This is a genomic window from Flavobacterium sp. SP2, from assembly GCF_057626655.1.
This window is the reverse complement of record NZ_JBVHBT010000009.1, coordinates 90,201-111,269: the sequence shown is the minus strand read 5'-3', so window position 1 is coordinate 111,269 and position 21,069 is coordinate 90,201. Positions and strand designations below refer to the sequence as shown.

Genomic DNA, 21,069 nt, shown 5'->3' with positions numbered 1-21,069 from the left:
GATTACCAATTGTAATGCAGAAGATTTTTGCAATTCATTTTAAAAACTAACTCTTTAATTCAGCTTTCTGGTGATGATAATTTATAATCAAAGACTCAGAATGAAATACCAGATAGCTAATGTTATGAATGAAATCGGAATTCCAATGCCAATCATCATGCTGCTTAATTTGGGTTTTAATCCGTATGTGGTAGCTAGTATTGCGCCAGTTATCATCGGTGCCATTGCCGATTCCATTATCGAAACATCAATTTCAATTCCGTTTCCGTTTAGTATAATTTTATACAATAAATAGAAAAATGCTGGTGTAATGAGGAGTTTGAAAAACAAACCTAAACCAAGAAATTGCCAATGCTTACTTCGTTTTTCAATCTTAAGTTGTAAACCAACAGAAACTAAGGCTATTGGAGTAACCGTTACACTGATTTTTTGAAATACTGATTGAATTTCTAAGGGAAAATCAGTTTTTAAAACAGAAAGTAAGCAAGCAATTGCAAATGCTATGAAAGGTGGAAAAAGCAGAATCTTGGAAGCCATTTGTTTAGCGCTTGTTTCTCCTTTAGAAAAAAATGCAGCTGTAAAAACACCCAATGTCGCCATTACTACAAATGTTCCCGGTTGATCTACAATTATGGCAGTTTTTAAACCTTCCTCTCCGTATAATGCGGCAATAATTGGAAATCCTACAAACGAGGTATTGCCTAATCCAGCGGTTAATGTTAGGCATCCAATCAATTTTTTAGACCAACCCATTTTGGTTCCAAGAACATAAAAAAACAAGAAGGATAGTAAAAAGCCAATCCATGCAATTCCAAGTGGATACAGAAGTTTACTGCTAATTTCGATTTTTGGAATGTGAAATAATGCCAAAGCTGGTAAGGCAATGTAAATTACAAATTGATTTAGAGTTTTATAACTGTATGGCGGAAAATCTTTGACTTTTTGCATTAAAAATCCAAGAAGTAAACAAGTAAAAAGAAGTAAAATATTTTCCATTTTGAAATGATGTCACACAAAAATACTATTAAAAATGCTTTTAAAATACTTTTTTCGGAAATGAATTTATATTGAATTGTATGCGCTTCAAATGGACATTTTTATTTAATTTTACTTCATATAATGAAAAGAGTGAAACAAGAGCAATCCAATAATTCGGCATTACATGAACGAGAAGGAATTCAGCAACCTGAAATTCTAAATCAACAATCGATGCAAAGAATTGTTGGTTTTAGAAAAATCCAACCGACTGCTTCTGATTTAATTACTGGAATATTAAATCACGATAAAGTAGCTTTAAGTCGTGCTATAACTTTGGTGGAAAGTACCAACGAACAACATCTTCAAAAGGCGAACGAAGTTATAAATGGTTGTTTACCTTACGCAAATAAATCGGTACGAATAGGAATAACAGGTGTTCCTGGAGTTGGTAAAAGTACATTTATAGAATCTTTCGGACAGTTTTTAACACAAAAAGGAAAAAAAGTAGCCGTTTTAGCTGTTGATCCAAGTAGTTCAGTTTCGCACGGAAGTATTCTTGGTGATAAAACAAGAATGGAAGAACTGGTGAAAGATGAAAATGCATACATAAGACCAAGCGCATCTGGTGCAACTCTTGGTGGTGTAGCTCGCAAAACGCGTGAAGCAATAGTGCTTTGTGAAGCTGCTGGATTTGATGTAATTATTATTGAAACAGTAGGTGTCGGACAAAGTGAAACTGCGGTGCATGGAATGGTTGATTTCTTTTTACTCCTAAAAATCTCCGGTGCAGGCGATGAGCTGCAAGGAATAAAAAGAGGAATAATGGAAATGGCTGATGCTATTGTTATCAATAAAGCCGATGGCGATAATATCAATAAAGCCAAACTTGCCAAAACCGAATTCAATAGAGCATTACACATGTTTCCACCAAAAAGTTCAGGTTGGCAACCTACAGTTTCAACTTGTAGCGCCATAACCAAAGCGGGTATTGAAGGTGTGTGGGAAACGATTTCTAAGTATTTTGAGCTTACTAAAAGCAATCATTTTTTCGATAAAAAGCGACACGATCAAAATCAATATTGGATGATCGAAACAATCAATGAGCAATTGAAAAGTAATTTTTACAATCAACCCGAAATTGCTGATATGCTCGAGAAATATAAACATCAAATAGATTCTGATAAAATATCTCCTTTTGCAGCTGCGGCAATTTTGCTTCAGCATTATTTCAAGAAGTAAAATCAATTAAATTTTTAATCTGTATAACTTTTAAAGCAATAAAGTTTTTGTTACTTTTGACCAGAAGTACAAGTGAACTCCTTTTAAACAAACAATTATTTGGCACGATAAATCTTAATTAAATGCAGTTCAAACATCCTGAAATTCTCTATTTTCTTTTTTTATTGATTATTCCAATTTTGGTTCATCTTTTTCAGTTACGAAAATTTAAAACCGAATATTTTACCAACGTAAAGTTTCTTAAAGAACTTACCATTCAAACCCGAAAAAGTTCGAAAATAAAAAAATATTTACTTCTTGCAACCCGATTATTGCTTTTAACTTTTTTGATTTTGGCTTTTGCACAGCCATTTTTTAAAGCCAAAGACAGTAAAAATGCAAGCAATGAATTGTACATTGTTTTAGACAATTCCTTCAGTATGCAGGCAAAAGGACAAAAAGGCGAGTTGCTAAAACGTGCAGTTCAAGATTTATTAGAGCATGCACCTGAGAACGCCAATTTTTCGTTGCTTACTTGTTCAGAAAATTATTGGAATACCGACATAAAATCAATTCAAAAAGAATTGCAAAATTTAAAATACAGCGCGTCGTCTTTTCAAATAGAAACAATTTTGTCCAAAATAAAAGCACATAAAACGGCTTTTAACAAAGATATTGTAATTGTAACGGATGCCGTTGGAGTACAAGCCAATCAAATTAAAGTTGATAAAGAAACTGAAAATTTATACTTCATCATTCCTGAAGCAGAAAATAAAGACAATATTGCAATTGATAGTGTTTTTATAAATCAAACACTGGATAATTTTTATGAATTAGGAGTGAAGCTGAATGCCTTTGGAGACGATTTTAAAGAAATTCCAATTGCATTATATAACAATAAAAAATTGATTGCTAAGACATTAGTGAGTTTTGAAGCCAGTAGCAAAACGGTGAATTTTACTATTCCAAAAGAAGATTTTCATGGTTATGTTTCTATTTCAGATACTGGTTTGGAGTACGATAACACGTATTATTTTAGTATTTCAAAACCAGAAAAAAGTAATGTAATTAGTATTGGCGAAGCTGAAATAAGTACTTTTCTTTCTAGAATTTACACTTCGACAGAATTCAATTATCAAAATTTCAGTTTGCAATCTTTAGATTACAATTTAATCGAAAAGCAAGATGCCATTGTCTTAAACGAGCTAAAAGATATTCCGCAAGCCTTACAAACAACCTTAAAATCTTTTGTAGAAAAAGGAGGAAATGTTGTCGTAATTCCTTGTGCAGAAAGTACAATTTCTAATTTGAATTCGTTCTTAAGTACTTTTGGTGCTGTTCAGTTTAAAGGCATGTCGAATTCCGAAAAAATGATTACAAAAATCAATTATTCCCATCCTTTGTTTTCAGGTGTCTTTGAAAAGAAAGTGGATAATTTTCAATACCCAAGTACTAAAACGTCGTTTGAGATTACTAATTCGGCACCAATGGTATTAGGTTACAGCGATCAAACATCTTTTTTAAGCGCAATTCAAAACGGAATTTCATCAGTTTATATTTTTGCAGCGCCAATTAACAAAGCAAACAGTAACTTTCAGAATTCTCCGTTAATTGTGCCAGCATTCTACAACATGGCGCAAAATGCTCAGAAAGCAGGTGTAAGTGCGTTGATTATAAACGAATCTAAGCCTTTTGTGGTGAATGCAACTTTGGGAAAAGACGAAATAGTAACGATAAAAAATGGTACGGAAGATTTTATTCCTGTACAGCAAATATTGAATAGTAAAGTCAAACTGACCTTTAATGAAAACCCAAGCGAGGCTGGAAATTTTGGTGTATTTAACAATTCACAATCTTTAGAAAATATTAGTTTTAATTACAATCGAGCTGAGAGTAATTTGACAAATACCAATTCATCTATTGCTTCCGATTATAAAGAAATTAGTAGTGTTGATGCTATTTTTGATACTTTAAATGCAGATAGAAGTGATAATCAACTTTGGAAATGGTTCGTCATCTTAACCTTATTGTTTATTGTTTTAGAAATTTTAATCCAAAAATTGGTAAAGTAGCACAATAGTACAATCAAATTTAAATTCATTTAATGTCAATACGATTATTAAAAAAAGAGGATAACGCGGCAATAGCAGCTGTAATTCGCAAAGTTTTTGTTTCCGATAATTATCCAAAAACAGGAACTGCATTTGCCGATACACAACTCGATTTTTTATTCGAAACCTACGATGTTCCTAAAGCTGCCTATTTTGTTTTTGAAGAGAATGGCAAAATTATCGGTGGTGCAGGAGTAAGTCAGTTAGAAAATTCGACACAAAATATCTGTGAATTGCAAAAAATGTATTTTCTAGAGGAAGAGCGAGGTAAAGGTTTCGGACATCAAATGATTTTGAAATGTTTAGAAAAAGCAACGGAATTTGGTTATGAGCACTGTTATTTGGAAACCTTACCCGAGATGCAAAATGCTCAAAAATTATATAAAAAAGTAGGATTTGAATACATTTGCGAACCCTTGGGAAATACAGGTCACACGAGTTGCCCAGTCTGGATGCTGAAAGCGTTAACTACATAATCATGTTATTAAAAAACTACAAATCAATTTTTCTTGAAGAACTTTCGTTTCTAAATGATGCGGGTGAAGCGGAGAGTTTTTTTTATTTGATATTAGAAAAGCTACACGATTTAAAAAGAATTGATTTGGCCTTGCAACCCGATTTAGAATTGTCTGATGACGATTTACTAAAATGGGAAGCAATTGTATCGGAACTAAAAACTCATAGACCAATACAATATATATTAGGCGAAACAGAATTTTTTGGTTTGCCGTTTGTAGTAAACGAAAATACATTAATTCCTAGGCCAGAAACAGAGGAATTGGTTGAACTTATTTTAGTTGAAAGTCGAAAGTTAGAAGAGGAAAGTATCCGAATCCTTGATATTGGAACAGGTAGTGGTTGTATTGCTGTTTCACTAGCTAAGAATCTTTTAAATGCTAAGGTTTCGGCATTAGATGTTTCGGAGAAAGCATTAGAAACCGCCAAAAAAAATGCTGCAAACAATGACGTTACGGTCGATTTTATTCTTGCTGATGTTTTAAAACTTTCGAGTTTTGAATTTGGGGAAACTAGTACATTTGATGTTATTGTTTCCAATCCGCCGTATGTTCGAAATCTTGAAAAGGTAGAAATAAAACCTAATGTTTTAGAATTTGAACCGCATGTAGCATTATTTGTAGACGATGAAGATGCTTTACTTTTTTATAGAAAAATAGCACAACTAGCGAAAGAACAGCTTTCAGATAAAGGAAAATTGTATTTTGAAATAAATCAGTATTTGGGTAAAGAAACGGTGCAATTACTTGAAGGGCTAGGCTTTAAAAATATTGTTCTTAAACAAGATATTTACGGCAACGACCGAATGATAGCTGCCGATAAATAATATTTTCAATTGTATTTATTCGTATCTCAAGGCTTCAATCGGATCTAGTTTAGCGGCTTTCAATGCTGGATAAGAACCAGAAACAATCGCTACAATAAAACTTGTTATTACTGCTGCAAAAATAGCCATCCATGGTATTGCAAATTTAAAATCTATAGCAGAAGATATTCCGTAACCAATTAGAATTCCGAAAATAATACCAACAAATCCTCCAATTTGGCCAATAATCAACGTTTCCATAAAAAACTGCCAAGCGATAGTTGTCTTTTTAGCTCCAAGTGATTTGCGTACGCCAATTTCTCTAGTTCGCTCGGTAACCGAAACAATCATGATATTCATAAGCGCAATAGACGATCCAAGTATGGTGATAATACCAATTACCCAAGCCGACAAACTTAAAACACCTGTCATTTCTGCAATTCTATTCACTAAATCATCGCTTCGAGAAACGCCAAAGTTGTTGTCTTGAACTGGCGAAAGTTTTCTGACTTGACGCATGGCAAGCAAAGCGTCGTTTACAGCATCATCAAGAAATTCTTTTTTATCAATCATCGTGCTTACGGTGTAATTGATGTTGGGAGCAGAAAATAAAGATCTAGCTACTTGAATAGGAATTAAAACACGTAAATCTTGGCTGTTTCCAAACGTAGAACCTTTTTCTTTTAAAACGCCAATTACTTTAAATTTTGCGCCGCGAATCGATATAATTTTATCAATTGGATTTACATCTTTAAGCAATCCTTTGCTTGCAAAATCACTTCCAACGATACATACATAAGCATTATTGGAAATGTCAAAGTTGGTAAAATTTCTACCTTGAACCACTTCAAGACCTGAGTTGACAGTAAAATAATCATCAACACCAATTACAGAAATTTCTGGATCGGTTTTTTCGTTTTCAAATTTTACTTCGGCTGCCGATGTTGCAGTAAATGATATAGACGTATGTGTTAATGGATAATTGTATCTGTTTTTATATTGTACTGCTTCAGGGTAGGAAATGATTGGATTTATTTTTTCAATTTCGCCACCACCATTATTTCGAGTTGTAAATTCGTATTGGTTAATGGTAAAAGTATTGGCGCCCATCGAAGCAAAGTTGGAATTTAGCGTATTTTCCAAAGCCGAAACTATGGTAAGAATTCCCACCAATGCAGTAATCCCGATGGCAATGATGACAATAGTTAAAACGGTTCGTAACAATTGAGTTCGTATGGAACCAAATGCAATTTTGATGTTTTCTTTAAATATACCTTTCATAATTAGTATTTGTCACGAAATTACAAGTTTTGTTACAAGTTTGTTTCGTATCATTTAAAAAATAATTGTAAAAGTATGATATTTGCAGAATGAATATCAGATATCACATTTTAGATAGTAGATATTTGAAATTTAATACCTAAAAAATTTAATAGTAAAATGGCATCAAAACCAAGTATTCCTAAAGGTACCCGTGATTTTTCACCAGTTGAAGTTTTTAAACGAAATTACATTATGGGCATTATGCGCAGTAATTTCGAAAAATTTGGTTACCAACCTATTGAAACACCAAGCTTTGAAAATTCGGATACGTTGATGGGTAAATATGGTGAAGAAGGCGATCGATTGATATTCAAGATTTTGAATTCGGGTAATTTTTTCTTCAATAAATCAAAAATTGAATTGCCAGCTGCACTTGCAAATTTACAAGAGAAAGATGCAGATAATTTGACTTTAGAAGAACGAGTAGAACTGAATAGATTTACAAGTAAAATTTCCGAAAAAGCATTGCGTTATGACTTGACTGTTCCTTTTGCACGCTATGTCGTACAACACCAAAACGAAATTGAGTTTCCTTTTAAACGCTATCAAATTCAGCCAGTTTGGCGTGCTGATAGACCGCAAAAAGGACGTTTTAGAGAGTTTTTTCAGTGTGATGCCGATGTGGTTGGTTCAACTTCATTGTGGCAAGAAGTAGAATTGGTGCAATTGTATGATAGTGTTTTTTCTCAATTGGGATTGAACGGTGTTACTATTAAAATTAATAATCGAAAAATATTATCTGGAATTGCTGAGGTGATTGGTGCATCAGATAAATTAATTGATTTTACAGTTGCATTAGATAAATTAGACAAGATAGGTGAGGACGGCGTAAAGAAGGAAATGATTGAAAAAGGAATTCCAGAAGAAGCGTTGATAAAAGTGCAACCGTTGTTTAATTTTACAGGAACAATTGAAGAGAAATTATCAAAATTATCTGACTTGCTTTCGTCGTCTGAAGAAGGTAAAAAAGGTATTGAAGAATTGCAATTTATTTGTAATAACGTTGCTAAATTGGGATTGCAAAATGCAGTTTTAGATTTGGATGTAACTTTGGCTCGCGGATTAAATTATTATACTGGAGCAATATTTGAGGTTGCAGCTCCTAAAGAAGTTGCCATGGGAAGTATTGGCGGTGGCGGACGTTATGACGACTTGACTGGCATTTTTGGCTTAAAAAAGATGAGTGGTGTTGGAATTTCATTTGGTTTAGACCGAATTTATTTGGTTTTGGAAGAGTTGAATTTGTTTCCTCAAACCGTTACAACTTCAGTTAAAGCTATGTTTTTAAATTATGGAGAAACTCAAGCTTTTGAGGCGATGCAAGTTATTCAGAAATTAAGAGCACAGAATATAAAAGTGGATTTGTATCCAGATAATACTAAGATTGACAAACAATTTAAACATGCTGAACGACGTACTATTCCATTTGTGGTTAAAGAAATAATTGAGGATAAATTTACTTTAAAAAATATTATATCTGGTGAGCAGTTGCTAGTTACTTATGAAGAATTGCTTGAACGGTTGAAATAATTTATTTTAGATAAACTAGAAAAGCCTCGCAATTGCGAGGCTTTTCGGTATAAAATCATAGTTAAACCCTAATTAATAATGATTTTTTTGCTGCTAAAACCTTTATCTGTTTTAATTTTTACAATATATGTGCCGGTACTTAGTGCTTTTAATGGCAAGGTAATGTTAGTTTGTGTTTGGTTTTTAACATCAAAAGTACCCATTTGTTGTCCTAGCATATTATAGAGTTCAACAGTTTCGACAGTTGTGTTTGTTGAATTATTATTGATAGAAATCGTATTATTTGTTGCAGTATAAAGAACATTAATTGCATTGTTGTTATTAAAATTATCATTTCCTAATAACTCTTGTGCATTCATAAATCTAAGAGAAAATCTTGTGTCATTTACACCTTGTGGAACCGATATTTGAGTTTCACTTGTGGTTATATTGTGATAAATATTAGTCTGATTATCATGGATGTAAATTGATACGTTTTCAGGGAAATTTTCCAATCCATCAACTACAAATTTTATGTCTCCTGCAGTATTTGCTTTAATTCCTAAAGGAAATATTTGACTTTGATTAAAATATCCTTCTCCGACAATGTTCAGTTTCACAGTATTATTGAGAATGTACATGTCACTTGGCTGATTGTCGATTAGTTCTCCATCATAACCTGGGTCAATTGCATTAGTTGCATTTTCATTCATGAATCCAATTAATGTTTGTCTATGAAAACCATCAGCAGAATCGTAACCAAGTCTAATTTTTGCAAATTCATCTTCACGTAATTCATAATCGGTATTGTCAGAAAAATGTTGTGCAGCAGTAACCATTGCATTAGTATTTTTAAATAATGTATAAGAGTTTACGTTGTCTTCTTTAACAAATTCTCTTTGATTATTATTGAAAACTATATTTCCTCCGGTAGCACTTCCTTTAACAAAGAATCCTTGACCTACTGGTATATAGCGGCTAGGTATTTTTGAACTTGAACCTGAACCACTTATTCCAACTGGTGCAACTGGTGGCGTACCTCCAACCATTGTTCGGGTTGCATAACCTCCTTGGTAAGCTCCTAAATTATGTGAATTGTTGGTAGCATAATGTTCCCAGAAATATAATGTTCCTGTTAATGAGCTAGAGTTTGCTGTAATAAAAGCATTACTATCTAAAGCAGATGCATACGGATTACCACTTAAATTTTGGTTGTTTGCTGCAATCGGAGTTGTAATTAATCCGTTATTTGGCTTACCTACAAAGGTGTAATTTTGACTTGTAGCTGAACCACTTCCTTTTAGTGTAAAACCTTGACTAGCTGTTAAAGTTCCGTTTGGTCCAGCATATTGCCAATTGGCATACACTGCACTTACATTTTGGAATTTATAAATCCAATAATTACTTAATGTAATTGGAGATGTAGGACTTCCGTTATAAGAACCTGTCCAAGTAATGTTCTGTGGTGTACTAGTTGTGCCATCTTTAAAAACGCTAGCTACCGTGTACGAATTGTTATTGGTAGTTGCATTAATAGCGCCAACTGGTGATGACCAATAGTTGTAATTGTAAATGCTTTTTTGACCTTGTTGATCTCGTTCTATTGATCCTGGACTTGTTGGATCTAAGTCACTATTAAGTCTTTGAATTAATTGTGATTTACCAACTAAATCAATTTTCCCAGTTAATTTTAAGTAATGTGATACTTCTAAACCAGAATCATTTGATTGCGATAATGTATTGGCATCTACAAAAAGTCCTAAAAGTAATTTATTACCAGTAGAGTTGATGTTGTGCGTAGTTTTTACTATATTCCAGTCAATAGGAGTTAAATTATTGATAATTGATAAGCTATAAGGTAAATCTTGTGTTGCGCCATTTGTCCAGCTAGCATTACTTGACCACAATCCGTTAGCTGCAGAAGTGTAAGGCATTGGTGCTGTTTGCGCGTTGATTGAAATTTTATCTGGAATAACCAAACTACCTCTATTTTTGTTAAACGAATCGTCATCAAGGTGCGTACCTATGTAAGAATTCATCGAGTAATAAGCAAAAAGGTTAGACCATAGTAAAGTCGAAATATCATTTTTAGTAACCGATGATGGAATTATTGTACCTATTGTACCAGTTCCATTTTGAGCTATTTCTTGGTTCATTATGAAACGAATTTCAGTTTCTGTAACAACTCTGTTCCACATTCTTACTTCATCGATATCTCCTTTAAATAAGTTGTTTATGGTAGTTTTATTTACATATTGCGCTCCGATACTAAAAGTACTAGTTGTATTTACAGGTGGAATAGCAATAACTTTAGTGAAATCTAATAGTCCGTCAATATAAATTCTGATAGTATTAGAATCATAGGATACAGCAATATTATGCCATTTAGCATTTGGTATTGCGGTAGCTGTTACAGCCGATTGTGTAACACCAGCTACTGTCCATTCCATTCTAATTCTATTATCGTTTTGCAAAACTAATTTGTATCCATTAGTAGCTGTAGTTTTGGCAATTATGGTTCTCTCGTTATTTAGAGTATTGGTACCATTAGGTCTAATCCATGTCATGATTGAAAATGTAGAACCAATTTCGTTGGCGTCAGCTATTCTAATGTAATCATCAAAACCATCAAGAGTAACGTGTAATGAATTGTTTGCTCTGTGAGCTACACCAAAAGTTATGAATTTTGTTCCGTCAAAATCATACAAACAAGTTTCGTTACTTCCTATTGTCGACATGAATACTGTTTCTAATCCAGTAGTGAAAGTTGCATTTGTAGACACAACCATTACGTAAGCATCATTTGGTCCAAGTGCTGGTAATCCGCTTACGAATGCTGCTGTTGGTATAGAAACCCTTGTTGTTGGAACATCGCCATTAACTTCATTTACTTTCCATCTTCTGTTTACAACTTCAGTAATTGTTGTAATTGTAGTTGGACCAAGGTCAATGTTTAAGTTCACACCAGAATCTACCATAGTTGCACCATTTGCACCCCAAATTAGATAGCTTCTGTCTGTAGAAAAAGTATTGGTGTTTAAACTATTTGTAGCAGCGATATCTCCAATACCAATTGTTAAAACTGTATTTGGGTTTTCACTTTTGGATTGTTTTTGGTTTAATTGGGTGTTGTCATCTCTACCAATTCCTGCAATGTCATAATTAAAACCAGCATTTGCAGTAGTACTCCAAATAACAGTTCCATTAGAATCCAAATAATCGGTATCGCCTAGATTGTCGGCAGTTGTGCTGTTAATATCATGTAATGTTACACCATTTTTTAGAGCTAAATAAGATAGTATTTTCTTTTGGTCCGTTGCATTTCTTGCGGTTGAATAACTTGCTAATTCTGTAATTCTACCATCAAGATAGGTGTTTAAGGCAAATCCATTTAATGTAAATCTTCCAACACCTAATTGGTATACTGAGTTGTTAAAATCGGAGTGAACTAATGGTGTTCCTGTTCCAGATAATCCTCTTGTTCCAGTGTGGTTGTCAATTTTTTTACCATTTAAATAGATTTCAGTAACATTAGGAGTTACAGAAGTATTAGATTTTACATTTAAAATCATCACATCACCACCAATTGTATTTACTGGTGCTGCTGGTGCGTAGGATCTACCATATGAATCAGGTAAAGAAGGATTCATCGGATTATCAGCATTTAGATAAGTTCCAATCATGTGAGAGATTAGATTGTTGCTATTAAATCTTGATGAAATTCTACCAAAACCTAGTCCAGTTCCATCTTGACCCATATTGTCTTTATTAATTCTTCCAGAAATTACTTCTTGAGAATTTGCCGTAGTTTTATCAACAAGACTGTTAGTTTTAACAACAACGTAATAATCTTGAGACCAATATCCGCCTTTTCCTTTTAGTACGTTACTACTACTTCTTGAGAAATCGATAACTGGATTAAAATTAATATTTCGACTTGCATCATTTCTGTATTTTGGAGTAACAGTTCCATAACTGTTGGCATGGTTATCATATGCTTGATCAGCCCAAGAGGTTACATTTGTATTGTCAGTTGAAGAGTTGGTTCCAACATTGGCTTTCAACCATAGTTTTAAATTATTATTGATATTTCCTGGTCCACGAACTGGATCAGCTGGAGCTACTAAATGGTCTCCTTTAAGAATGACGTTGTCAATCGCTACTCCGTCGTCGTTAGTACCATTGTTATCTGATGCAAATACTATTCTAAATCGTAAAGAAGTTGCATTATTTAATTGAGAAACCGAGGCACTAGTAATAGACGATTCTATAAATTTTGACGGACTTGCTGCTACTTCAAGGTTAGTACCAGACCAACCGTGCATGTTGTTTGCAATGGCATCTACATCATTATCATTATACCAGTTTGTACCTTGTCCGGTGCTTCCAAGTCTAGTCCATCCAGTTAATCCAAGAGGATCTGTGGTGTATTCAATATTCATACCGTCGTTACCAGATTCGGTTTTATATCGAATGTCAATTAGGAATGTTACATTATTAAATCCAGTAGTTGAAATTACAGGACTTGTTAAATAGGTGAAATAATTATTTGCATAATTATTGTAGTTATTTAAACTCCAGTAACTTCCTTCTCCTACAATAGGATTAGCGTTGTAAGCCCAAGAACCACTTCTTAGTAGTGCAGTGCTTGATGTCCAACTTCCATTATTCGCATCGAAATTCTCATAGTAGATTGTTTTTGATTGCGAATAGCCTGTCAATGAGAGTAGTAATACTATTAAGTAAATACAATGTCTTTTTGTAAGTTGTAAATTGTAAAGTAATATTCGATTCATAACTCTTAGGGTTTAGTATATGATGTGATGTAAATTTTGATTTTAATTTTACACTGCAAATATAAGTTAGACTTTCAATATAATCGATAAAGTGAATAAAATAATCGATGAAATACATTATTATATGTGTATAATAAGTATTATTCTTACAAAAATAATTAATAAAATTAAAAACCGTCTCATGTTTTTTGAGACGGTTTATAGAATTAGTAGTAAAAATTAAGAATTTAGATTCTAATTTTTCTTCTATGCAAAATTATGTAGCTAGAAATAAGTACTGTAATTATTGCAATAGGAATATATGTGTCTATAGGTGCTGCAGTAACGTCTTGAACATCACCATTACCATTTCCGTTGTCAATATCATCTGCGAAAGTTGAAAACGGTAGTGTTAAGAGTACCAAAAATATTATTGATTTTCTAAGTTTATTTTTCATTTTGTGAGCGATTCAATATTATTTTTTTACAATTATTTTACCTTGTGCTACTTGTCCATTATTTGTAATACTTACAATATAAATGCCTTCTTCTAAATGTTGTTTTGGTGAAATTAACATTGTTGGAGTAGCATCATGCGAAACGTTGTAGATCTCTTGCCCTAACATATTGCTTACCGACACTTTAACTTGTCCTGTAATTGATTTAGGCAAAGCAATGTTAAACTCATTGTTTGATATCGGATTTGGATAAATTGTTAACGATGAATCATTGAACGATTCGTTAGCTAGTGTTGAGCTTGTAAATACAATTTTAAATCGATTTGCACTATAAGAAGCTGCATCAGTTGAGGTTGTAAATGATACATAACTAGATTGTGTTAAATCTATTGGGGTTTGTGAATTTAAATATAAATCAACCATCATAGCACTTACTGCCGTATCGAAATTTTCAGTATTTACTTTAAAAGTATAATTTTTATTCGATTGTAATTGTGTAGTCTTGATGTATAATTCGTCATTTGGAACAACAGGTGCAAGAGTTTCAATTGCTAAATCTTTATTTTCTCTCGTAAAAGCAATGTTTTCTCCCGATGCATTAAGTTTTACTACATCATTAGTATCTAAAGCAGTGTCATAATCTGTTCCAAACATTGCCAGTGCACCGTCTATTGGCATACCGCCTATTGCTAGTTCGTTTGGTTCGTAAACGGTTAAATATAACGATGAATTGTTGTTACTTGTTGCTAATTCTGAAGTTGAACGAAATACATAGGAAGAATTTGTAGCCTTGTTACTTTCAGCAAATGTTAATGTTGCAGGAGTTCCTGATACAGCATTTTTTACAAATACTGCTTGTCCAGATTGTAAGTATCTTCGATTAGAAACCATATCAGTACCAGTACTTGGTAAATATATATTAGAAGTTCCAGTATTAGCAGAATACACTACATAACGACCTCTCTGTGCCATTGTTCCCAAAGTAGGATCCCAAGTATAATAAGCATTATTGTTTACACCAGTTTTCGCAACGGCATGCCAGTCAACCGGACTAACATATGGATTACCAATTAATGTATAACCATTAGTTTGCGTATTCGTTGTGTTGTTCATCAATACTGGCGATCCACCGCTTGTATTAAATGTTACATTACCAGTTGTTAAGGTACCTTTTGCAAATAGTGTTGTTGGAACATTCATATTATCTGCAGAGGTCATATTTAAATTTACATTTCTATCGCCTCTTACTAATAATCTATAACCAACTCCTGCTTTTAAGAAGGTAGCATTGGTATTTGGCACAACTGTGAAACCAGTATTATTGGCAGTTGCTTGCGCATTGTAGGTATGTAATGATGGATTATTCGTTTGTGTAGCATCAAATCCTCCAGTAGTTCCACCAGTTATATGTGTTCCAATGCTTGGTGTTGTTGCACCGTTATTCTGCCAATTTTCAAATATAGAAGTGGTAGTGGTAACACCAGGAGTTAAAAAGCGGAATGCTCTTCTTCCAGAAATATAACGTTGTACAGTAGCATTAGCAACTCCAGTTACAGTTCCAGTTATTTCGCCTAATATTCCAGTTCCGGTTGCGTCTGATTTGAATAAAATAGGTTGGTTGTTAAAATTTGCAGTTCCAGCAACTTTTAATACTCTATTTGGTTCTACTACAATACCTCCGGTACCGTTTATTGTTAAGGTGTTGCCAGCAGACAAAGTAAAATCAGTATTTAAACTTGGTGTTCCTGATGAAATCAACACGTTTTGAGTTCCATTTGGCACTATATTAGGTGTCCAGTTAGTAGCTGTTGTCCACTGACCATTTGTACTACCATTCCAAGTTATGCTCGAAACAGTTACTGTGACAGGTGTTCTAGAACTCAAACAGCCAGTAGTTGGGTTGGTAACACTTACATAAAAAGTAGTCGTTGTTGCTACAGCTGTTTGGTAAGTGTTTGATGTACTTGATTGTAATACAGTTGTTGTTGTATTATCAGCATACCAAGTAAAAGTTGGCGTAACAAATCCGTTTACATCAGATACCGATGCTGTAGGAATTTGTGTTGAATATTGAGTCGAATTTGTAGCTGTAGGAGCTGTAGGCGCTGGATTAACAGTAACTGTTACCACGTCTGATGTTGCAGTAGTAGCACAATTCCCATTAGTAATAACCGCACGATAATAGCGTGTTGCAGTTAATGTTCCAATAGTTGAACCAAGTAGCGTAGCGTTAGTTTGTCCAGCTATGTTAGTAAATGTTGAATTATTTATTGAAGATTGCCATTGTATAGTTCCAGTACTTCCTGTTAAAGTAATGTTTGTTGGTTGTGTTCCAGCGCAAATAATTTGATTTGCAGAAACAGTTCCTGTTACAGGATTTGGATCAGTAATTGTTACTTGTGCAACACAAGTACTTGTTTGACCATCTGCATCAGTAACAGTTAGTGTTACATTTTGCGTTGTATTTCTGTGCGTACAATTAAAAGTATTAGGTGATACCGTAATTGATGTAATTGCAATATCATCTGTAGAACCATTGTTTACATCAGCAGGCAAAACAGTTAAAGTTCCTCCAGCACCAAGTGCTAAAGTTGCATTTTTACAATTTGCTACTGGTGGTTCTGAGATTTGTTTAATTACTCTAAACTCGTCGAAATAGAAACCGTCAAAAGTAGTATTGTATTGATCTGCATCATTACTGCTGTCTGTTGCTAATTTGAATCGAAACTTTGCAGTAGTGCTGCCTAATAAAAAAGAGTTGTTAGATGCATCAATAACTATTTCTTCCATAGCCCATTTACCTCTTGTATCGCCATCATATAGGACGCCACCATTTCCGTTTGTGTTTTGGAAATCATTATTTGCTGCTTTTGTAGCATGAGGATTTGTAGATGCTGTTGATGTAGGCTTAGTATAATTTCCACATAAAGCGGTCCAATTGGTTCCATTTGTCGAACCTTCAATTTGCACTAAATCAAAATTTCTTTCCAAATCCCACTTCGCATAGTACTGAATTAAAACTTTTTGAGAACCTGATAAATTTATGTTATTGGTAGTTGTTAAAGTTTTCGATGTATTATTTGCGTATGCAGTTCCCACAGGGCTATCGCTAATTGAATTTGCTCCTGAAAAAGGGCTAGTAGTTGTTCTCCATGAATTTGCTGGATTTGCAGTCCATTTAGTTAATACATCGCTATCTGTATTATTAAACAGTACTGTTGGAGAATATATTTTAACATAGTTTGCCTCGTACAAGGTGTAATCACCATTGCTCAACGTTACTTTATATTCAATTTTTTGATTTGGTAAAATTGAAGGTGATAAAACTATTGCAGCGGTTACATTTCTTTGCTCAAGAATAGCCATTCCTGTTTGAGTTGTGGGTGCAGTTATTGAAGTTATATTTGATGAAATTGGGGTAACAGTTAGAGTAAAATCAGAAGCTGTTTGTCCAAGTCGTTCAATACCAAAAGTTAAGTTAGAACTTAAAGAACCTATATTAGATTGTGTTAAATCATGCAGTTTTGCATATTTTCCAGTGTAATATGAGTTAATAAAGTTCATTCTCATTGCTCTTTTAGCAATAGATGTTATTTGCGTTGGTGACGGCCAAAAATTACCTTCCCCAGATGGTGCTCCATTTTCAGGAGAAACTGCTAATACGTTTTTACCACTTCCAGTATTTCCCTGCGCATCAGCTGGTCCGCCTGCCATCCAATCGCTTGCATCTCCACTAGCAGCATATAAAACGCTTGGTGCTGGTCCATAAACATATCTATTGTATTGCGTCATATCATGACAGAATTTTGCATATTCATTTTCTCTTCCTGTTTGAACCGCATCTTTACCATTTACAGGATGTGGTAGTAAGTTGGAATAGGCATGGTGGTTAAGAGCGGTTTTTATATTTTTAGATAAAATAAAATCTCGCATTATTTGCGTTTCAGGTTCTGAGAATGCTCCTGTACCTCGGTATGTATTGTCACAAGGTGTAGCTGTAGAGCCAACTAAACCGTATTGGTAGCCAAAGTTTCTATTAATATCAACACCTCTAGTATTGTTATTAGACGCTGTAGTACCTGCATTACAAACTCCAGGTCTTAAATTCTTTCTTTGCATTCCTCCACCATTAGGAGCTATAGTTTGATTCCATACTAAACCATCTGGATTGACAACAGGAATAAAGTACAATTCTGTATTGTCCACCAAATTTTTAATAAAAGGATCGGATTCGTAATTTTCTAGTAAATACCACATGTAAAAAATCTGATTCATCAAACTTGAAACTTCTCTAGAATGTGTCATTCCAGTCGTTAAGGCTTGTGGTTCTGATTCATTTGTATCTGGATTATCAGATATTTTTACTACATATACAACTCGTCCTTCGTGCGTTAGTTGATTTGTTGGTGAAGCGTTCGCTTTTACAGATATTAAATTTGGATATAAATTTCGCATTTTATCCAATTCAGCAGCCATTCCAGCATAAGTAAAGCAACCACCATGTGTTGAAGGTATACTAAAATTAGTTGGCGTATTCCAAACAATTTCACTGCAGTCATCGTGTTGTCCAATATTCTTTATCACTGTGTTTTTTACACTAGATGATTTATTGGATACTGTATATTGTATTTCTCGAGAGAGTTCTAATTGAGCACGTGGCATATCTTTAGCAGCTCTTTCAGAGTAAAATTTGGTCATATCCTCTATTAATATTGTATAGGGAATATTGTATTCTGATATTCTTGATAGTTCATATTCTGACAATTCAATCTGGATATGAGTTTCTGTGAAATAAACTCCACAAGCTACGTCTATACCTGCTTCGTTAAGATTTTTAAATAGATTGGGAGTTTTAAGATCTATTTTAACTCTTTTGTATAACATTTGTTCCGAGGTCGAGATTTCGTTATGATTAATCTTTTTCTCTTTAACGTTACTGTTTTGAGCAATCGAAAAGTTTGATAATAAAATACTTAAGATTAAAAGTAAAGTAATTTTTTTCATGATCTGTTAGGGTTTAAGACTACAAACATAAATAATACTTCAATTTTAAAAAAATATTTTATCGATAAAAAGCATATATTATCGATAAAATACATTAATAAATAATAAATTTAATAATTATCTTACAAAATACAATTATTTTTTGGATGTTATTTTGTAAGATGGTGTTGTTTAGTGTTTTGTTGAGTTTATAAAGTAAGGAAATAAAAAAAGACTGCCTTTTCAGACAGTCTTTTGTAGCGAGAGAGAGATTTGAACTCTCGACCTCAGGGTTATGAATCCTGCGCTCTAACCAACTGAGCTACCTCGCCATTTGTTGGTGCTAATTTTATTGAGCGTGCAAATATACTACTAATATAACATTGTCCAAATTTTAATTTGAAAAAAAATATTTTTTTTCTAGACGTGTTTTTTTAAATAAAAATTATATATTTCCAAAAAATTAAGATTATGTCCTCAAAAGTGCGTTACGAAATTGAATTTCCAATAAATTCATCACCACAACTTTTATATCAATACATTTCAACTCCTTCAGGATTACAAGAGTGGTTTGCTGATACAGTAAACTCTAGAGGTGAATATTTTACTTTCGAATGGAACGATTCTGAAGAAAATGCAAGGCTTGTTTCTAAAAAATCTGGTGAGAAAGTAAAATTTAAATGGCTTGATGAAAATAATAAAGACACCGATTATTATTTTGAATTAAGAATTCTTGAGGACGAGATTACGAAAGATGTTTCGCTGATGGTAGTAGATTTTGCAATTGAAGATGAGATTGAAGAATCGACACAACTTTGGGAAAATCAAGTTTCCGACTTAAAACACGTTATAGGTTCTGCCTAAAATTAGTATTTTACACTTATATTTGTCCCGACTAATAATCGGGACTTTTTTATGATAAATTTTAATGGAGAAATCCAAACTTCCAATACAGTTTTAACTTCTAGCAATCGCGCATTTCTTTACGGCGATGCACTATTTGAAACTTTGAAAATTGTAAATAATAAAATTCTTTATTTGGAAGATCATTATTTTCGATTAATGGCTTCAATGCGAATTGTGAGAATGCAAATTCCTTCAAATTTTACCTTAGAATTTATTGAAAGTGAAATTTTACAATTAGTCAGCACGTTACATATTCAGGATTCAGCCAGAGTGCGTTTTAGCGTTTTTAGAAATGATGGAGGGCTTTATTTACCGAAAACAAGGACGATTTCGTATGTTATTGAAGCAACAAAATTAGAAAGTAAAAATTATATTTTTGCAGAAATAGCATATGAAGTAGATTTATACAAGGATTTTTTTATTTCCAAACAACTAGTATCGACGTTAAAAACTACCAATAAAATGATTAATGTCACTGGTAGTATTTTTGCTGAAGAAAATGATTTACAAAATTGCATTTTAGTCAATAACGAAAAAAATGTGGTAGAAGCCTTAAACGGAAACTTGTTTATGGTTTTAAATAATAAATTAATAACTCCACCAATTTCTGAAGGTTGCTTGAATGGGATAATGAGAAAACAAATTCTTAAAATTGCTAAAGAGCTTGATTTTATTGAAGTTGCGGAAGAAATAATATCACCATTTGATTTGCAGAAAGCTGACGAGTTATTTGTTTCAAATGTAATTGTTGGTATTCAATCGATTACTAAATATCGAAAAAAAGAGTTTAAAAATGCGATAGCTAAAGTGCTTTTAGAAAAATTAAATTCACTAATTATTTAATTTAAAACAGGATTTTCAGGTGCATTAGACCATATTAAATAATCACCGCCGAGTTCACTAATTTTTTCTTTCCAAAAGTGTAAGGAAGATTTTTTCAAAATTTCTGACTGATGTTTATTATGCGTAATAATCCAAGAATTAGCATTTAATTCGTCTTCTAACTGATTGGCAGACCAACCAGAATAACCTAAGAAAAACCGAATGTCTTCTTTGGTGATTTTTCCTTCATTAATTAAGTTTTTAGTCAACTCAAAATCACCACCCCAAAAAATTCCATTAGAAATTTCAATACTATTTGTAATTAATTCGGGAACGGTATGAATAAAGTACAAATTGTCTTGTTCTACTGGACCGCCATTGTAAATTTTGAACGATGAATTAATTTCGGGTAGTAAATCGTTTATTGAGTATTCTAAAGGCTTATTTAAAATAAAACCAACCGAACCGTCTTTATTATGATCAGCTAATAAAACTACAGATCTATTAAAAGATACATCACCAAATATAGAAGGTTCAGCAAGAAGAAGTTGCCCTTTTTTTAATTTTTCTGATGTCATTAGCTATCATTTTTTATTAAAATTACAATTTATTATGATAAATCCAAATTTTATTGCAAAAAAAATCACGCCATTGGCGTGATCATT

Annotated in this window: 13 protein-coding genes and 1 tRNA gene; 7 read left to right on the top strand and 7 right to left on the bottom strand. The window is 33.1% G+C overall.

The features are described from left to right. Positions 1 to 87: 87 nt before the first annotated feature. Positions 88 to 996: an AEC family transporter gene (locus ACZ098_RS15610; RefSeq protein ID WP_487312698.1), complete on the bottom strand. Its 909-nt coding sequence runs from the start codon at positions 994 to 996 to the stop codon at positions 88 to 90. 123 nt (positions 997 to 1,119) lie between these two features. On the opposite strand from ACZ098_RS15610, the gene meaB reads away from it, so the two are divergent. From meaB to prmC, 4 genes are all read left to right on the top strand, one after another. Continuing rightward, positions 1,120 to 2,217: a methylmalonyl Co-A mutase-associated GTPase MeaB gene (gene meaB / locus ACZ098_RS15605; RefSeq protein ID WP_487312697.1), complete on the top strand. Its 1,098-nt coding sequence runs from the start codon at positions 1,120 to 1,122 to the stop codon at positions 2,215 to 2,217. A gap of 122 nt (positions 2,218 to 2,339) precedes the next feature. After that, positions 2,340 to 4,268: a BatA domain-containing protein gene (locus tag ACZ098_RS15600; protein WP_487312696.1), complete on the top strand. Its 1,929-nt coding sequence runs from the start codon at positions 2,340 to 2,342 to the stop codon at positions 4,266 to 4,268. Between the two features lie 32 nt (positions 4,269 to 4,300). Next, positions 4,301 to 4,783 carry a GNAT family N-acetyltransferase gene (locus ACZ098_RS15595; RefSeq protein ID WP_487312695.1) on the top strand — a complete coding sequence of 161 codons (483 nt, stop codon included), beginning with the start codon at positions 4,301 to 4,303 and terminating at the stop codon, positions 4,781 to 4,783. Positions 4,784 to 4,785: 2 nt separating this feature from the next. Next, positions 4,786 to 5,649, top strand: a complete 864-nt coding sequence (prmC, locus tag ACZ098_RS15590) for a peptide chain release factor N(5)-glutamine methyltransferase (RefSeq protein WP_487312694.1) — start codon at positions 4,786 to 4,788, stop codon at positions 5,647 to 5,649. 15 nt (positions 5,650 to 5,664) lie between these two features. On the opposite strand, the gene ACZ098_RS15585 is transcribed toward prmC, so the two are convergent. After that, the gene (locus ACZ098_RS15585; protein ID WP_487312693.1) at positions 5,665 to 6,909 is read right to left on the bottom strand and encodes an ABC transporter permease; all 1,245 of its coding nucleotides are present in this window, start codon (positions 6,907 to 6,909) and stop codon (positions 5,665 to 5,667) included. Positions 6,910 to 7,068: 159 nt separating this feature from the next. On the opposite strand from ACZ098_RS15585, the gene hisS reads away from it, so the two are divergent. Then, on the top strand, positions 7,069 to 8,481 hold the full coding sequence (hisS, locus tag ACZ098_RS15580; RefSeq protein ID WP_487312692.1) for a histidine--tRNA ligase: 1,413 nt from the start codon (positions 7,069 to 7,071) through the stop codon (positions 8,479 to 8,481). Positions 8,482 to 8,549: 68 nt separating this feature from the next. On the opposite strand, the gene ACZ098_RS15575 is transcribed toward hisS, so the two are convergent. The 4 genes from ACZ098_RS15575 to ACZ098_RS15560 form a co-directional block, all read right to left on the bottom strand. Further along, on the bottom strand, positions 8,550 to 13,256 hold the full coding sequence (locus ACZ098_RS15575; RefSeq protein WP_487312691.1) for a DUF8202 domain-containing protein: 4,707 nt from the start codon (positions 13,254 to 13,256) through the stop codon (positions 8,550 to 8,552). A 227-nt stretch (positions 13,257 to 13,483) separates the two neighbouring features. Continuing rightward, positions 13,484 to 13,660 (bottom strand): hypothetical protein, encoded by a 177-nt coding sequence (locus ACZ098_RS15570; protein ID WP_487312690.1) that lies wholly within the window; start codon positions 13,658 to 13,660, stop codon positions 13,484 to 13,486. A gap of 51 nt (positions 13,661 to 13,711) precedes the next feature. Beyond that, complete coding sequence (locus ACZ098_RS15565; RefSeq protein WP_487312689.1) at positions 13,712 to 18,697, bottom strand: M14 family zinc carboxypeptidase; 4,986 nt, start codon at positions 18,695 to 18,697, stop codon at positions 13,712 to 13,714. Between the two features lie 237 nt (positions 18,698 to 18,934). Further along, positions 18,935 to 19,008: transfer RNA gene (locus ACZ098_RS15560), tRNA-Met, on the bottom strand. Positions 19,009 to 19,147: 139 nt separating this feature from the next. Between ACZ098_RS15560 and ACZ098_RS15555 the strand changes: the two genes are divergently transcribed. Both ACZ098_RS15555 and ACZ098_RS15550 read left to right on the top strand, forming a co-directional pair. Continuing rightward, a complete protein-coding gene (locus tag ACZ098_RS15555) occupies positions 19,148 to 19,540 on the top strand; it encodes an START-like domain-containing protein (RefSeq protein WP_487312688.1) in 393 nt (130 codons plus the stop codon). A gap of 51 nt (positions 19,541 to 19,591) precedes the next feature. Further along, positions 19,592 to 20,425 carry an aminotransferase class IV gene (locus ACZ098_RS15550; protein ID WP_487312687.1) on the top strand — a complete coding sequence of 278 codons (834 nt, stop codon included), beginning with the start codon at positions 19,592 to 19,594 and terminating at the stop codon, positions 20,423 to 20,425. On the opposite strand, the gene ACZ098_RS15545 is transcribed toward ACZ098_RS15550, so the two are convergent. Further along, entirely contained in the window at positions 20,422 to 20,982 is a 561-nt protein-coding gene (locus tag ACZ098_RS15545) for a YqgE/AlgH family protein (protein ID WP_487312686.1), read from the bottom strand. The two genes, ACZ098_RS15550 and ACZ098_RS15545, sit on opposite strands and share 4 nt — an antisense overlap. Positions 20,983 to 21,069 lie beyond the last annotated feature (87 nt).

Bases quoted from the DNA above. Each gene is read 5' to 3' on its own strand.
- ACZ098_RS15545 (WP_487312686.1), bottom strand. From the start codon at position 20,982: ATGACATCAGAAAAATTAAAAAAAGGGCAACTTCTTCTTGCTGAACCT.
- ACZ098_RS15585 (WP_487312693.1), bottom strand. From the start codon at position 6,909: ATGAAAGGTATATTTAAAGAAAACATCAAAATTGCATTTGGTTCCATA.
- prmC (WP_487312694.1), top strand. From the start codon at position 4,786: ATGTTATTAAAAAACTACAAATCAATTTTTCTTGAAGAACTTTCGTTT.
- ACZ098_RS15565 (WP_487312689.1), bottom strand. From the start codon at position 18,697: ATGAAAAAAATTACTTTACTTTTAATCTTAAGTATTTTATTATCAAAC.
- ACZ098_RS15610 (WP_487312698.1), bottom strand. From the start codon at position 996: ATGGAAAATATTTTACTTCTTTTTACTTGTTTACTTCTTGGATTTTTA.
- hisS (WP_487312692.1), top strand. From the start codon at position 7,069: ATGGCATCAAAACCAAGTATTCCTAAAGGTACCCGTGATTTTTCACCA.
- ACZ098_RS15595 (WP_487312695.1), top strand. From the start codon at position 4,301: ATGTCAATACGATTATTAAAAAAAGAGGATAACGCGGCAATAGCAGCT.
- ACZ098_RS15575 (WP_487312691.1), bottom strand. From the start codon at position 13,256: ATGAATCGAATATTACTTTACAATTTACAACTTACAAAAAGACATTGT.
- ACZ098_RS15600 (WP_487312696.1), top strand. From the start codon at position 2,340: ATGCAGTTCAAACATCCTGAAATTCTCTATTTTCTTTTTTTATTGATT.
- ACZ098_RS15555 (WP_487312688.1), top strand. From the start codon at position 19,148: ATGTCCTCAAAAGTGCGTTACGAAATTGAATTTCCAATAAATTCATCA.
- meaB (WP_487312697.1), top strand. From the start codon at position 1,120: ATGAAAAGAGTGAAACAAGAGCAATCCAATAATTCGGCATTACATGAA.
- ACZ098_RS15550 (WP_487312687.1), top strand. From the start codon at position 19,592: ATGATAAATTTTAATGGAGAAATCCAAACTTCCAATACAGTTTTAACT.